We start from the raw sequence: 14,952 nt of genomic DNA, 5'->3' as shown, positions 1-14,952 counted from the left end.
TTTGACTAAATGGTTCGTTGAAATCTTTTGTCGAAGTGAGTGAAATTTTGGATCATTTTTTCGTTGGAACACTCTTAATGGGATTGGTATAGCTAATTCGATAGAGTAGTTCAAATGTGGTGGGTTGTAATTGCGGTTGTTTCCATTCCAAGTAATCTTCCCACATCTGACCTACCGTGATTTCAGGTTCTGGTTCTGGAATCGGTGCTGCTAGTTTTAGTTCAGCGGTGTACTTGCTCTTTAAGCCGTACTTGGCAAAACTGGGGTCAAACAATTGTTGCCAGTCTGGGTGCTGTAGGTCGCCTTCGATCCGCCACGCGATCGCGATCGCCTTTTGCTGATTTTCAGGAGTATCCTTCATCCCTAAGCCCTGATGCTTCCGCTTACCCCCAAAAATGGGATTGTACTTGGTACTGAACTGTAACCGGAGTGAACCGTTATCGGACTGAACTTTGATTGTTTCAGGGGTGGCTTGTGATTTAGCGTACATATTGATTTTTCGAGGTTCTGTAAGGGTTTTCAGCTTCTATCAAGTTTCTAGCAATTTTCGGTAAGTCGAATCGTGTGCATAGTGTGAGTGAAGCCTGAGGGTAGTATATCATAGTTATGGCAGTATTTCTATCATTATGCCCATAAAAGTTCGGCAACGAAGCCGTGTACAAGATTTAAGGGATTTAACAGATTTAACGGATGGATGTTGAGCTTCGAGGTTCGAGCTTTGAGCTTCGAGCTTCGAGCGAAAAATGTTAATCTCCGGTCTGGGGATGGGTTAAAGTAAGTTTTTTATAGCACGATCGCACATCAGTTTGTTAACTTTAGGGTTTTGGCGATCGGTCAAACACCCGAAAATTCACAAAAATGCACCTCCCAAACAAAACAACACAATTCTTTGCTCCCAAAGTTGGCGTTTGGTACTACAATGCAGCAAAAGTTCAAGCGTTTTTGACTTCAACGGCTGAGGGGATAAAGGAAAATGGGAGATGTTGGACGTGTGCCTGTAGGAATTATCGGCGCTTCAGGGTACGGCGGCGTGCAACTTGTGCGACTGCTGGCGGATCACCCAGCGGCTGAAGTAGTCTATTTGGGCGGGGATAGCAGTGCGGGAAAACCTTTTTCCAGCCTTTATCCGCATCTGACTAACTGCATTGATTTGACAGTCGAGGCGATCGACCTAGACAAAATAGCGGCAAAATGTGAAGTTGTGTTTCTGTCGCTGCCGAACGGTTTAGCTTGCAAAATGGCACCGACGCTGATAGAAAAAGGCTGCAAAGTCTTGGATTTGTCGGCTGACTACAGATTTGAAAATCTGGAAACTTACAAAGCTTGGTACGGTGGCGAGCGATCGGACTCGGAATTGGCTGCAACGGCTGTTTACGGTTTGCCCGAATTGTATCGCGATCGAATTAAAGACGCTAAGTTAGTAGGCTGTGCCGGCTGCTACGTTACTGCTAGTTTATTAGCCCTGGCACCTTTGCTCAAACAAGGTCTCATCGTGCCAGAAACAGCAATTATCGACGCCAAATCCGGTGCTTCTGGGGGGGGCCGCAAAGCCGAAGTTAATCTCTTGTTGGCTGAAGCAGAGGGTTCTCTGGGCGCTTACGGTGTTGGTCGCCACCGCCACACGCCAGAAATCGAGCAAATTTGCAGCGATTTAGCCGGACATGATATTAAAGTTCAGTTTACTCCTCACCTAATTCCGATGGTGCGGGGAATTCTGGCGACTGTTTACGCAACTTTGCGCGATCCGGGTTTGGTGCGGGAAGATTTAATCACGATTTTCAGCGCTTTTTACCGCAATTGTCCTTGGGTAAAAGTGTTACCGGCTGGGGTTTATCCGCAAACAAAATGGGCTTGCGGTACGAATCTTTGTTATATCGGCATCGAAGTCGATCCGCGTACTGACAGGGTGATTGTGCTATCGGCGATCGACAATTTAATTAAGGGACAAGCCGGTCAAGGCATCCAGTGCATGAACTTGATGATGGGTTGGGAAGAAACTTTGGGTTTGCCTCAATTGGCTTTCTATCCTTAATTGGTAATTGGGCATTGGGAATTGGGAATTGGGCATTGGGCATTGGTGATGAAAATTAAAAACTAACGGATTACCGATTACCAATTACCCATTCCCAATTACCGATTACCAATTACCCATTCCCAATTACCGATTACCAAGTGTTATTTTGGCCCGTAACCGATCGACCCAGCATAAATTGCCCGATCGCCCAATTCATCCTCAATCCGCAGCAAGCGGTTGTATTTGGCAACTCGTTCGCTGCGGCATAGCGAACCAGTCTTGATTTGGCCGGCGCGAGTCGCTACCGCCAAATCGGCAATTGTGGTATCTTCAGTTTCACCGGAACGGTGGCTGATGACCGATCGATAACTGTTCCGTTTACCGAGGTCGATCGTATCCAAAGTCTCCGTCAAAGAACCAATTTGATTCAGCTTAATCAAAATCGAATTGCTAGCTTTCAAATCAATCCCTTTTTGCAGGCGCGTGCGATTAGTAACAAACAAATCGTCACCTACCAGTTGAACTTTGCTGCCCATTTTCTGCGTCAGCGCTACCCAACTGTCCCAATCGTCTTCATGCAAACCATCTTCAATGGAAACAATCGGATATTTTCCGGCTAAACCATCCAAATAATCGATTAATTCTGCTGGCGAATGAGCCACACCGTCGTAAGTGTACTGTCCATCTTTGTAAAATTCGCTAGCAGCAACATCCAAAGCCAAAGCAACTTGTTCACCTGGCTTGTAGCCGGCTTTTTCAATAGCTGCAATCAACAAATCCAAAGCAGCTTGATTGGATTTAAGATTAGGCGCAAAACCCCCTTCATCACCCACACCAGTCAGCAAACCCTCAGCTTTTAAGACTTTACTCAGGGATTCAAAAACCTCTGCACCCCAGCGTAAAGCTTCTTTAAAAGATGGCGCACCCACAGGGACAATCATAAATTCTTGAATGTCCACATTATTGTTAGCGTGAGAGCCCCCGTTGATCACGTTCATCAAAGGTACGGGTAAAACGTTAGCTAAGGGCCCGCCCAAGTAGCGGTAAAGGGGGAGTCCTAAAGTCTCGGCGGCCGCCTTTGCTGTGGCTAAGGAGACTCCAAGAATGGCATTTGCGCCGAGGTTGGATTTGTTGGGGGAACCGTCCAAGTCAATCATGGTTTTGTCTACCAGCGCTTGGTCGATCGCATCCAGATTAGCCAAAGCGGGGGCAATTTTGTGTTCGACGTTAGCGACGGCTTTCAGGACTCCTTTGCCGCCGTAACGTTTGTTGTCGCCGTCGCGGAGTTCGTGGGCCTCAAAAGAGCCTGTAGACGCGCCGCTGGGCACTTGTGCGAGCCCGACAACACCGTTAGCTAGGTAAACTTCAGCTTCAATGGTGGGGCGGCCGCGGGAGTCGAGGATTTCTCTGGCTTTAATAAATTCGATCGCAGTGTCTAGCATATTAACGATTCCTGGCCTTACTCACGGTTTGATGACATTTGGCAGTCTGTTGGCTTTCCCACGCTGACTGCTGACGGGTAATAGAGTACGCGATCCCCAGAATTATTGCTGCACAGTTCAAAATATTTGCGGATTTGGGCAGTTTGGTGTCAATAAGCTAGGCTTGTTGCAGAATAACCATGGGTAATTTTGACAGTAATTTAATTTTTTTAACCGCCGATTCACGCAGAGTTTCTAATTGGAACCTTTGTTAAAATCAGAATGTCAACAAAGTCACTTAAAAAAGGAGAAACCGAGGATGTTAGAAACAACCGTCGGAGAAATTATAGCATTAGCTGAAAATTCAGACCCAATTATTCCCGCTCCGCCTAACATTCAATTATTAACAGCCCCATTGCCAAATCCCAGCGACCCCAACTTTTTTGACTTAACTCCCAATGACGACGCATTTCTATTAGCAAATGGAATTCTGCGCAACACTCCGGGAGGTTTGCGGGCCTTAGCCGGCAACGATTTTGTCAGAGGTTCAGGTGGTGCAGAACTGATGAACGGCAACAGCGGCATAGATACTTTAATCGGAGGTTGCGGCAGCGATACTATTCGCGGCGGTCAAGATTTTGACATACTTTACGGAGAATGCGGCAACGATTTAGTCAGCGGAGATCAAGGCGATGACTACGCTTATGGAGGCACGGGCAATGATTTTATTCGCGGCGGTAAAGGGAATGATGCTTTAGTCGGAGAGAGTGGAAACGATACTCTAATCGGTGATGCTGGAATTGATAGACTTTGGGGAAAAGAAGGCGCAGATTTGTTTGTCCTCCGCACAGAAGCGGGAGCAACTTCGGGGGAAATTGGTTCGCTTCAACCGCCTCCTAGCGGCAACTTTGATGTAGATGAAGTGCCTGCAGATTTTATTCTCGATTACAATTCTGCTCAAGGTGATGTAATTGGATTGGCATCTGGATTGACGCGAAATGATATTGTTTTGAGCGAAAGGTTTTTAACAATTGGTGATGCCAGAGATTACGATAGCAGTGGCCCTTTTCCTCCGGGACAGCCTCGAACCGCTGATTTTAGAATTTTAAATACTAAGGCGACGGTGATTAGGGAAGCTAGTACCGGAAATATTCTGGGTTTGGTGAAAGATGTGTCGCCGGCTCAACTTCAGTTTACCTCTGTGTCTGAAAGCTCGATCGCCCTTGGATAATCATCGTAGGTTTGTAGTAAGGACTTTAGTCCTGAGAGAGGACTAAAATCCTTACTACAAAAAATTTTATTCGTTTCCAAGTTCTGCATTTCAAGACCAAAAATCCGCCACATCATATCCCATTTCGCTGAGCATTTGCCGCAGCAGAGGTAAGCTCAAACCGATCACATTCGTGTGACATCCTTCGATTTTTTCCACAAAAAAGCCGCCTTTACCTTCCAGTGCAAAACAGCCTGCACAGGCGAGGGGTTCTCCGGTAGCGACGTAGGCCGCAATTTGGCGCGAGGTAACTTCCGCAAAATGAACTTTTGTAACTTGACAGCGAATGAGCGATCGCGACCTTGCCTCATCAAAGTCATCGAATCTAGTATCAATTAAAGCATGACCCGTATATAATTCGCCAACCTTACCGCGCATTTTCTGCCAGCGCGAGATTGCTTCTTCCGCATCCTTTGGTTTGCCATGAATTTCGCCATCTATGAGCAAAATTGAATCGCATCCCAACACCAAACACGATTTGGGATTGAGGATTTGCGGGTGAGAATTAGCCAGCAAAAACTTAGCTACAGCCTCAGCTTTTCCCGATGCTAAAACCTGCACTAATTTAGTGGCATCCCTCATTTGTATTTGCCCTTCATCAAAGTCGCTGGGGCAAATCACAGCTTGAATGCCCGCACTTTCTAGCAGGCTGCGGCGCGCCGGAGAAGCTGAAGCTAACACAAAAGTTGGAATATTCATAAGTTAAGAAGTCAGTTGACAGTTGACAGTTGTCAGTTGTCAGTTGACAGTTGTCAGTTGTCAGTTGTCAGTTGTCAGTTGGCAACTAACCCATGCCCCATGCCCCATGCCCCATGCCCTAATAAACAGAGAAAGATTTAACGACTTTCTCAAAAGCTTCTTTTACCTTGGGCCAGCGTTCTTCGGTAGTGGAAACGTTAAGGGTAAAAAGTTTGCCGCGGCTGACGGCTACACTCGCTAAGTTATGCCGTTCTTGGTTTGGCAACTTAACGGCGTATTCTAAAATGTAATAGTTTTTCGATCGCGATTCGCGAGCTTCAGCATTGACTAATTCAGCTTCGCGGCCGGAATCAGTCGGGGCGATCGCACTTTTGCTGAGCTTGTATCCCACATCCGTCGGCGTTCCCAAATCCGCCAGAGTTTTGTCCTTTGCGACTGGACTGATTACCACGCTGACGTTCTCGGTTTGCTGAATCAAATCGCGGAACACCACATCGGGCCCGTTAGAAACCGCGATCGGCAGCCAGCCGTTAGGATAGAGAAATTGATAGCCGTCGCCAGTATCAACGTAGCTTTTGAGTCCGGTGACTTTAGATACACAACCAGTCAAGGTGAGGCTCAGAACCACCAGAAGTATTGCCGCAATTCGTTTGAACATTATTTTTACGCGTAGGGTAACAGTAAAATATTTAATTTTAATTGTCTCACCAAACCTGGAGCCTAAAAATAGTTAAGCTATGGATCGCCGTTTGTGTACTGCTCGCGAGCCATAGCCATATAGTTTTTTAATTTTTAACAAAATCATTACAGGTTAGTCAGCCAGCTAATCAGTCCGTGCTTGGTCGAAACTTCTAAAGCCAAGAGAGAAACAAAACCAATCATGGCAAGGCGGCCGTTTAAGCGTTCTGCGTAGGGGGTGAAGCCGGTGCGAGCTTCGTCATCGATATATACTGTCGGCTCGATCGCAAAATTGTTCATTTTGCCTTGGTCGTCCAGCATTAAACCTCTGTTAGTCATGTTTGTCTCTTAAATTGCGTTTGGTCTACTGTAAATAAATGTAACAGACTTGTGAAGATATGTAAAGGATTGTGAGCTTTTTTTTTAAAAGACCTCGATATGACACCATTTTCAAAAAGAAATGCAACTGTAGGCAAGCTCTAAACCCTTATAAAATCAGTCTTTCCCAATTCTAAAATCTAAAATCTAAAATCTAAAATGGTATGACAGCAGACAGTAGACTCTGGGCCCCGGAGGGAGGAGGATAGAGTTGAGAGGCGCAAAAGTCGATGGTGTGTGCCAAATCCAGTCTGGGTTTGACGAAAATTGTGGAACGGAGGAAAAATTTATGCGGGCCAGTCTGGAAATGCGGTGGTTTTATAGCGGTGCGCTGCCAAAATCGATCGCTCAATGGTTTGGAAGCGAGAGTCTCGGCGGGTATCTTTCACCTCCCGAAGAGCGGGAAGACATATATTTGCTAGTCCCTGGCTGCGACTACTTGGGAGTGAAGCTGCGCGGGAAAACATTAGAGGTAAAGTGGCGGCAGGCAGAGTTGGGGGCGATGCAGTTCGGCAACCGCTGGGAAGGCAAGGCCGAGAAGTGGCTGAAGTGGGTATGTGCTGACACGATGGCCCCGGTACCGGCGGATATTGTGGCGACAGGAAAGTGGATGGGAGTCAGGAAAAAGCGAGCGCAGCGTCTTTACCAAGTTTCGGCCCCAGGTTCCCTGATGTCTGTGCCTGTGGAAGCCCCAATTCCCCAAGGTTGCACCGTGGAACTTACTCAGTTGAACATTAACGGCAGCGCGTGGTGGACTTTGGGATTTGAAGCGTTTGGCAGCGAAACTTCTTTGACAGAAAGCCTGCAAACAGTGGCTACTTGGACTAGCAAGAGCTATCAGGCGCAAAAGTTGAAAGCTGAGGATTCTTCTGCTTATCCGATTTGGCTGGGCAGCAAGTAATATCAAATCCGGCTTTAATAATACCTCCTATATTGTTTAGTCCCTGTCTGCTGGGACGACAGTTTTTGTAGACGCGGTTTCAACCGCCGAGTCTAATCGAGGGGGTTTCTAACTATTCCCCCTCTGTCCCATTCTCCCCTTCTTTCATTCTCCCCACTCGGCCAGCAGTTCTCAGAATTTGACAAGCTAAAATTGCCGCCCCAAACCCGTTATCAATATTCACCACACCCACACCAGCCGCACAAGAATTGAGCATAGTTAAAAGAGGAGCAATCCCGCCAAAACTCGCGCCGTAACCCACACTCGTCGGCACAGCAATCACCGGACAATCTGCCAAACCCGCAACCACACTCGCCAAAGCACCTTCCATACCCGCCACCGCAATCAACACATCAGCACCAGCAATTAGGTGCCGGTTACTCAGCAAGCGGTGAATGCCAGCAACTCCGACATCCCACAAACGTCGCACCTGAAAACCGCAAAGTTCCGCAGTAACTGCAGCCTCTTCCGCTACAGGTAAATCCGCCGTTCCCGCACTGATAATAGTCACAGTACCCGGATGCTGCGGAGTTGGAGAATTAGCAGTAGAAATTGCACAAATTCGAGCCTTTTGGTAGTAGCACAAATCGGGTATTTTTTGCTGCAATTGCTCGAAAACTTCCGGTTCAATTCGCGTCGCCATCACAGCAGGATTTCGCCCCCGCATCGCCTCGATAATCTCAACAATTTGGTCTGGGGTTTTCCCTGGGCCCCAGATTACTTCAGGAAAACCCGTTCTTAAAGTACGGTGGTGGTCAATTTTTGCAAAATCCCCCACTTGTTCAAAGTCAAAATACTTTAATTTATCTAAAGCTGCGATCGGACTCACATCGCCGGCGGCCACAGATTCGAGTAACTTCTGTAAAATTTCAGGTTCCATTAATTAATGACTGATGAATTTGACTGCTGACTGCTATAGATTGCTCCGGGCGGGTTTATTTATCGGATCGGTCGATCGCACATACCCTCGTAAAACCCGCCCCTACAGACTAATAAATGCTGAGTGCTGAGTGCTGACGAATAACTATTCTGTTATTTTCAGTTCGTACAAATTCCAGAAAGCACCGCCGAGGGCACTGTAGCGAATTCCCGAAATGCGATCGCGCACCGCCTCAAAAGTCAGCGGATTCACCATATAGATAAACGGCACTTGTTCCGCTATAATTCGCTGCGTTTCAGCATAAAGTTCCTTGCGCTTCGCCTCATCAAGCTCCTGGGAAGCTTTCACGTAAAAGTCATCGATTTTCTGCTCCCAGTCGTCAACTTTCCAACCCTTAATCGGCGGTTCTCCGGCTTGCGGACCCTGGTTGAAACTGTGCAGCGTGCCGTTAACAGACCAAATATTGTAGCCGCTGTGCGGTTCAGTACCTCCAGTAAAACCGCCGAGGTAAGTATCCCAATTCCTCGTCAGACGCAGCTTTTCCACATAAGTGTTAAAACTCAGGAACTGCGTATCAACTTGCATCCCCAGTTTGGCTAAATCTTGCTTAATTTGCGTTGCCATTTGTTCCCGCACTTTTTTACCTGCAGCCATTAACAAAGTAAATCGCACTTTGTTGCCTTCAGCATCCAACAATTCGTCGTTACTATTATACTTAAAACCAGCACTTAACAGTAATTCTTTCGATTTTTGCCGATCGTAACTGTAAGTTTTCAATCCCTGTTCTGGGGACAGGTAGAACGGACTTTGCGCCGGAATTGGGGAATGCAGCGGTGCGCCAAGCCCGCGATAGATATTGTTAGTCATGGCGGATCGGTTGATGCCGTAGGCGATCGCCTGCCGAAATTCCTTAGTCGCGAACCACCGAGACTTAACCGGGTCTACAAACGGCTGATTTTGAGCATTGCGCCCCTTATTCAGATTGAAACACATAAACACGCTGCCAGTATCCGGGCCGCCGTTGAAGACCGTATATTTGCCGCGTTTTTCCTCCCGTTTCAGCAGCGGAAACACTTCCGGCTGCACGTCCAGAGTATCCAAATCGCCCGATCGAAAATTCAGCAGTTGATTGTCAGTATTTTCGATAATTTGCCAAACTATTTGCTGGATGTAAGGCTGAACATTTCCCTCAGCATCTTTGCGCCAAAAATACGGATTTCGTTCCAAAACAACGCGCTGATTAGGAGTATAGCTCAGCATTCGATATTGACCGTTGCCGACAATTTTTTTAGGGTCAGTATCGGTGCCCCAAGTAGCCAGGAATTTTGGCTGACCGTCTGCATCTGTATTGTCTACAGATTCCTGTAAAATATGAGCTGGTAAAATTGGGATTCCCCCAGCATATCTAATAAAAGGAGCAAAGGGTTCTGCAACGGAAAATTCAACGCGGCGGCTGTCAATTTTTTTAACTTTTGGGAATTGGCGACTCATGCCAACCCTCAGAGTATCTTTCAAACCGCTAGGGATTTTGTCATTGAAATAAATCTTTTCATAGCTGAAGATAATGTCATCAGTAGTCATCGGTTCGCCGTCGGACCATTTCAAACCCTCTCGCAGGGTGAAGACAATCTTTTTGCCATCTTTAGAAACATCCCAGGACTCGGCTAAACCGGGTTCTAGCTTCGATGTCAAGCCGTTTTCGTTAATCAATCCCTCGTACATATAGCCAAAAACGCTGTATGCAGATTGATTTAGCGGGTAGTTAAAGGTAGCCGGACCGCTGGGGGTGGGAACGATGAGTCTGTTTACTAAGTTCGATCGGGCAGGAGTGCACGCAGACAGAGTTATGGTGGCAATTGCAGCCAGTAAAATAGCCAGCCAGCGCAGTTTTGAATGTAGCATCATAGAAATTTTCATAATTTTTTAGTTTACCACCTGCGTGCAACTATGACTGAGATTGTAACCAACCAATAAAGTTTTCAGTGCGTGAAAAATACTTGGTTATCCCTACTTCCCGCAAAGCATATTGAACTTCTGGTAGTTTGCCAAATTCTTTGACGTTGCCACTTAGAAATACTTTGGTTTCTGTGGGGCGCAAGCGGGCATGACTCAAGATACAGTGTAAAATCAAATTATCTGTTGGGTCTTTTTCGATGATACTTGTGTTTAAGCTTGCTTCGATAATCTCTGTATTTAATACAATCATTTCTGCATTTTGCGACAGAATATAAATTGCTTCACGCAAGCGAAATTGAATTTCATCTATTCGATTGCTATAATAAAGCAATGACTGTTCTAGGTTAAAAGATAGAGATGCGACCTGTTCAGATGTCACATCTCGCTTTGTTTGACTAATTTGACACGTTAGCTGTTCCTTAAACTTGTTTTGTCGCTTCACCTCGTCCTCTAAAGCCGACAGAGACTCCATATAACAAATGCTGGGTATGACCAACTGAACTGATGACGATAAATCCCGCAGCAACATAATTGCTTCAGCTTCGCGCCCTGTAGCAATACTCATCAAAAAGTTAGTCTCGATATATAAAATTGCCACCTAATCTCACTTCGGATTTTGTTGTTCCACCTGCTAGCATCGGCAGCAAACCGATTTCTGCTATCTGTTTAGACGCTGGGGGAGTTTCTGATTTCCAGTGATAGGCTAAGTCATGCAGCCACGCTTCTACCAGCGTTTCAATCGTATGTCCAAATATGCTTTTGCTACCAAAGTCAGGCTGATAATAACGAAGTATTTCACCAGTGTTTAGAGAGCAAACAGGTTCAGATAAATTTACGCCGTCCCATTTGAAAATCAGAATTTGTTCGGTGTCAACAAACATAGCATAGGGAATGACTGTGCCTTGTTCAGACATCTTCGCTAACGCAGCTTTCATCCAAGATATCATGTAAGCAGCAATCCTCTGCTTTGCTGCTGTTTCTTGAGCTTGAATAATTTTGACCTCGATTAGCGCGACTATGCGATCGTCCTTATCTAGAGCAATGATGTCAACGTTGATCGGCATTTCGATTTCCAAGTCTTCGGCGATCATAAATTCGACTCCTAATTAAGTAGAAAATCTTCATAACCTGACAGCTATTTTAGCACTAACAAAACTACAGCGTAAGCTGCGATTCCTTCTTCTCTTCCCACCGGCCCTAACTTTTCGTTGGTAGTAGCTTTGATGCCAATTTGGTCAGGTTTTAATTGTAGGACAGTAGAAAGCCGATCGCGCATTTGCTCAATATGCGGTTTCAGCTTTGGACGTTCCGCCACCACCACGGAATCAATATTGCCGATTTCCCAGCCTTTATCTAATATTAACTGATTGACTTGTGCCAGCAATACGAGACTATCAGCACCTTTCCATTTCGGGTCAGTGGGCGGGAAATAAAGACCGATATCTCCTAAGCTGAGAGCTCCGAGCATAGCGTCCATGATAGCGTGGGTGAGTACGTCTGCGTCGCTGTGTCCTAATAAGCCTAATTCGTGGGGAATGTGCACGCCGCCGAGGATGAGGGGGCGTTCTGGAACTAAGCAGTGAATGTCGTAGCCGTTGCCGATGCGGATGTTCATGTGAATTTAAGGTAGGGGAAAAGCCGAGACTAGACAATTATTTTACATTCAGTCTGGAGATAAGTAAATTTGGGCGTTGGTGAACTGAGGTGTGATTTGGCTCTCACCGTTGACGGAGGCAGGTCGAAGAGCGTTCAAATCAGAGTATCTAAATAATTCTTGATTATGGAATGGGAACCTCCTCGAATTTGAGGAGCGTGAATTAGTAAACGAATTGAATGTTTGAGAATTTATTCGTATTGAGAATAACAAAGAGATTTTCTCTTCAATCGAGCCTGATCGTGTCTGAGTCTTGTATTTTCACCTTCAACTGCAAGTCATATAAGTTTTACCGATGATTGAGTGACCATCTGGAATAAATATTGTATAAACTTTCAGGCAATTTGTTACAGAAAAATAGCATTTTTATTTTTCAACATCCCATCAATGTTTAAATGTTTGGGCATCATGGTCTCCTACAGCCCAGGCTAAAATATCTGCTTTGAAGTGGTCTACTGCTATCCACAACCAGACGCAAGTTTTTTTTGAGCCAATAAATGTTTCTAATTCATCTAGTTCTACGACAAGAGAGAATTGTGTCTGGACGGACGATATTTCAAAAGTTTGAAAAGCGAGATCCCTTTTTTGGCACGCTACATATAGTGTGCTTGCCTAAGTCCTGTATGTGTTAGTTTATCGATCGTCCCAAGAACCCGATCGCCTCCTCAAATCTACTTATTCCTTAGATGCCGAAGAAATCGTCCCCGGCTTTACTCTCGCGATTGCCGAGTTTTTTCAGAAACTGGCTTTTTCAGGAAAGTGCGATGTAATATATCTAAATGGCTAGGTAAATTTTGGAGATCAATTTGGCTGAGTGCGATGCTGAACAAGGCTTTAACAATATTTGTAGGTAGTAAAATCTTCAAACAGGAGTGTTATTATGAAAATTCAATCTATCAATTTAAAGTATTTTAAGAAATTTAGAAATCTAGAATTATTAGAGGAATTTACCGATCCAGAAACGGGATTGGCACGAGACATTATAGTTTTAATAGGGATGAATGGGGCGGGAAAAACAAGTATCTTACAAGCCATAGCAGCAACACTGGGAGTGGCAACAGGGAGGTTGCAGAAACTTCCTGACTTAGAATGGGCAGGATTTAACTATGAATTGCTGGGGAGTAATTGGGGCAAGTTTGGACCAGAGGTTACTCTACAAGTACAATTTTCGTCTCAAGAGATCCAGGCGGTTCGTGAGTTCCAACAAAAATTGCAAAATCTAGGTCACAATGTACCAGTTCCTCCTGCTGACAAACATATTGTGGATCTTAGATGGCAAGGTGAGAGTGTTCAAGCAAACACTGCGAATGAATTGTTTCAATTTAAAGGACGGGAATATGCTAAACGACTCCTTCGATCTGAAGGCTTTGAGGTGTTTGAGCGAGTTGGTACGATTTTTTGGTACACAGAGCAGAGAAATTCAACCAGCTTAACTACTGAAAATCCGGATGGAAAAGTTGAAATTACCTATGATATGCTACGCGATCGCCTTTCAAAGTTGCGGCAGTTTCATCAGGATGTTGGGAAAAGAATTCACCAATTCCGCCGTGGACAGAAGGACATATATGCTGAAATTGAGCAAGCTTATAAAGCTGTTTTTCCAGAACGTAGCTTTGAGGGGCCTGTTCCACGAGAAGGGATCGATGACATTCTGAGCGAACCCTGGTTTTATCTATACGATAACAGGAACCAGTATGAGATTTCTGAGATGTCTGGGGGCGAACGCGCTATATTTCCGATGCTGATGGACTTTGCTAATTGGAATATTCATAATTCGGTGATCTTGATTGATGAAATTGAGTTGCACTTACATCCACCACTGCAACAAGCATTGTTGAGAGCTTTGCCTAAGTTAGGCAAAAATAATCAATTTATCATTACAACTCATTCTGATTACATAGAGCAGCTAGTACCCGAAGCACACATTGTTCGTTTGGATGTGTAACTATGAGTGTTGTTAGCAGTGGAAAAAATATTTTTTGTGAAGGGAAACCAAGCAGCTTAGACTATAGATTGCTTAATAGAGTAGTCGATAGCCTACCAGGTGATAGATGCACAATTGTCCCTGTGGGTAGTAAGTTTGCATTCTCAACCTTTGCCGACGGCTACTTTTCAGGGAATAGAGCGGTTAATCAGAAATACATCGTTTTTCGCGATCGGGATTTCGATGTTCAGCCAACTCCTAACTGCGGATTACTCCAACTAGATAATAGATCAGGTAATAAACCCATGGCTTTAAGTTATCGCACTTGTGTTGAAAATTACCTCTTAGATGCTAATTTGATTCACACCTATTGGACAGAAAAGTACAATGAAAAGCAGGAAAATCCAGCTTCTAAGTGGGGACATCAAAATTCACCAGGAGTCGAGCGCATTTCAGAATCGATTGAAACTAGCGCCAGGAATCTGCAACATTACCAAGCTGTAAGATGGGCATTGGGTGACTTGGTGAACATGAGACCAGCACGAGAACAACTCAAAACTACATGGACGAAGAAAGGTAACCTACCTGAGTCATTAATTTTGCAAGACTGCAAAGATCAAGCGTTAGAATTAATTAATAAATTTAGACTGGCAGTTGGAGCAGTTACATGGGAAAAATTTGAAGATAACCTTGTTTCTTATCAACAACGGTTTAACCAAGAAGAATTTTGGACAGAGAAGCAATACTTAATCTGGTTTAATGGCAAGGATATTCAAAAGGAAATACAGAAACAAGACTCTACATACATTTCTCTAAATTCATTTTTCGATTGGGCAATTCGGAAGGTTGACATTAATCAGCATCCTGATCTTATCGAATTAAGGACAAAAATAGAGCAGCTATAGCAGAAGGAAGAAAAAAGAAGGAAGAAGGAAGAAGGATGTCTAAAAAAAAATTTTTCCCCAAACAAAAAGCGCCCCTATTACTAGGAGCGCTTTTTGTAATCGAGGACTAAAACTTAGCCGTTGATAGAAGGAGCAACCATTGCTACTGGGGTGACTTCACCAGCAGCCAAGTCAAGCGGGAAGTTGTGAGCGTTGCGCTCGTGCATTACTTCCATACCCAAGTTAGCGCGGTT

General features: G+C 45.0%; 16 protein-coding genes and 2 pseudogenes. 6 read left to right on the top strand and 12 right to left on the bottom strand.

The genetic code is table 11. The features are described 5' to 3' along the window. Positions 1-52 precede the first annotated feature (52 nt). A complete protein-coding gene (locus QUA78_RS29710; RefSeq protein WP_333304753.1) occupies positions 53-490 on the bottom strand; it encodes a hypothetical protein in 438 nt (145 codons plus the stop codon). A 483-nt stretch (positions 491-973) separates the two neighbouring features. On the opposite strand from QUA78_RS29710, the gene argC reads away from it, so the two are divergent. After that, a complete protein-coding gene (argC, locus tag QUA78_RS29705; RefSeq protein WP_333304755.1) occupies positions 974-2,032 on the top strand; it encodes an N-acetyl-gamma-glutamyl-phosphate reductase in 1,059 nt (352 codons plus the stop codon). Between the two features lie 143 nt (positions 2,033-2,175). On the opposite strand, the gene eno is transcribed toward argC, so the two are convergent. Then, entirely contained in the window at positions 2,176-3,456 is a 1,281-nt protein-coding gene (gene eno / locus QUA78_RS29700) for a phosphopyruvate hydratase (RefSeq protein ID WP_333304757.1), read from the bottom strand. Positions 3,457-3,754: 298 nt separating this feature from the next. Between eno and QUA78_RS29695 the strand changes: the two genes are divergently transcribed. After that, positions 3,755-4,666: a calcium-binding protein gene (locus QUA78_RS29695; protein ID WP_333304760.1), complete on the top strand. Its 912-nt coding sequence runs from the start codon at positions 3,755-3,757 to the stop codon at positions 4,664-4,666. Between the two features lie 90 nt (positions 4,667-4,756). On the opposite strand, the gene QUA78_RS29690 is transcribed toward QUA78_RS29695, so the two are convergent. The 3 genes from QUA78_RS29690 to QUA78_RS29680 form a co-directional block, all read right to left on the bottom strand. Then, entirely contained in the window at positions 4,757-5,404 is a 648-nt protein-coding gene (locus QUA78_RS29690; RefSeq protein WP_333304762.1) for a nucleoside triphosphate pyrophosphatase, read from the bottom strand. 118 nt (positions 5,405-5,522) lie between these two features. Continuing rightward, positions 5,523-6,062, bottom strand: coding sequence for a photosystem II reaction center PsbP (psbP, locus tag QUA78_RS29685; RefSeq protein ID WP_333304764.1), 540 nt, complete (start codon positions 6,060-6,062; stop codon positions 5,523-5,525). A gap of 146 nt (positions 6,063-6,208) precedes the next feature. Then, positions 6,209-6,421, bottom strand: coding sequence for a chlorophyll a/b-binding protein (locus QUA78_RS29680; protein ID WP_333304767.1), 213 nt, complete (start codon positions 6,419-6,421; stop codon positions 6,209-6,211). A gap of 328 nt (positions 6,422-6,749) precedes the next feature. Here QUA78_RS29680 and QUA78_RS29675 point away from each other — a divergent pair, with 328 nt between their 5' ends. Further along, the gene (locus tag QUA78_RS29675; RefSeq protein ID WP_333304769.1) at positions 6,750-7,361 is read left to right on the top strand and encodes a hypothetical protein; all 612 of its coding nucleotides are present in this window, start codon (positions 6,750-6,752) and stop codon (positions 7,359-7,361) included. Positions 7,362-7,473: 112 nt separating this feature from the next. Here QUA78_RS29675 and larB read toward each other — a convergent pair whose 3' ends face one another. From larB to QUA78_RS29645, 6 genes and pseudogenes are all read right to left on the bottom strand, one after another. Next, positions 7,474-8,280: a nickel pincer cofactor biosynthesis protein LarB gene (larB, locus tag QUA78_RS29670; RefSeq protein ID WP_333304771.1), complete on the bottom strand. Its 807-nt coding sequence runs from the start codon at positions 8,278-8,280 to the stop codon at positions 7,474-7,476. 144 nt (positions 8,281-8,424) lie between these two features. Next, complete coding sequence (locus tag QUA78_RS29665) at positions 8,425-10,185, bottom strand: ABC transporter substrate-binding protein (protein ID WP_333304783.1); 1,761 nt, start codon at positions 10,183-10,185, stop codon at positions 8,425-8,427. Positions 10,186-10,225: 40 nt separating this feature from the next. Then, entirely contained in the window at positions 10,226-10,834 is a 609-nt protein-coding gene (locus QUA78_RS29660; RefSeq protein WP_333304773.1) for a PIN domain-containing protein, read from the bottom strand. Continuing rightward, complete coding sequence (locus QUA78_RS29655) at positions 10,809-11,327, bottom strand: hypothetical protein (RefSeq protein ID WP_333304775.1); 519 nt, start codon at positions 11,325-11,327, stop codon at positions 10,809-10,811. Before QUA78_RS29655 ends, QUA78_RS29660 begins: the two co-directional genes overlap by 26 nt. 44 nt (positions 11,328-11,371) lie before the next feature. Continuing rightward, positions 11,372-11,851 carry a 2-C-methyl-D-erythritol 2,4-cyclodiphosphate synthase gene (ispF, locus tag QUA78_RS29650; RefSeq protein ID WP_006635867.1) on the bottom strand — a complete coding sequence of 160 codons (480 nt, stop codon included), beginning with the start codon at positions 11,849-11,851 and terminating at the stop codon, positions 11,372-11,374. A 163-nt stretch (positions 11,852-12,014) separates the two neighbouring features. Beyond that, a pseudogene (locus QUA78_RS29645) lies at positions 12,015-12,415 on the bottom strand (IS1 family transposase); the annotation flags it as partial. A gap of 100 nt (positions 12,416-12,515) precedes the next feature. Here QUA78_RS29645 and QUA78_RS29640 point away from each other — a divergent pair. From QUA78_RS29640 to QUA78_RS29630, 3 genes are all read left to right on the top strand, one after another. Beyond that, positions 12,516-12,677, top strand: a complete 162-nt coding sequence (locus tag QUA78_RS29640) for a hypothetical protein (RefSeq protein WP_333304777.1) — start codon at positions 12,516-12,518, stop codon at positions 12,675-12,677. A 93-nt stretch (positions 12,678-12,770) separates the two neighbouring features. Continuing rightward, entirely contained in the window at positions 12,771-13,835 is a 1,065-nt protein-coding gene (locus QUA78_RS29635; RefSeq protein WP_333304779.1) for an AAA family ATPase, read from the top strand. A 2-nt stretch (positions 13,836-13,837) separates the two neighbouring features. After that, positions 13,838-14,719, top strand: coding sequence for a hypothetical protein (locus QUA78_RS29630; protein WP_333304781.1), 882 nt, complete (start codon positions 13,838-13,840; stop codon positions 14,717-14,719). A gap of 113 nt (positions 14,720-14,832) precedes the next feature. Here the strand turns inward: QUA78_RS29630 and QUA78_RS29625 are convergent. Further along, positions 14,833-14,952, bottom strand: a pseudogene (locus QUA78_RS29625) (photosystem II q(b) protein); the annotation flags it as partial.

Origin of the sequence: Microcoleus sp. K4-B3, assembly GCF_036704615.1 — a bacterium.
Lineage (GTDB): Bacteria > Cyanobacteriota > Cyanobacteriia > Cyanobacteriales > Microcoleaceae > Microcoleus.
Note: the sequence above shows the minus strand (reverse complement) of the source record. Positions and strands in the feature narration are given on the sequence as shown.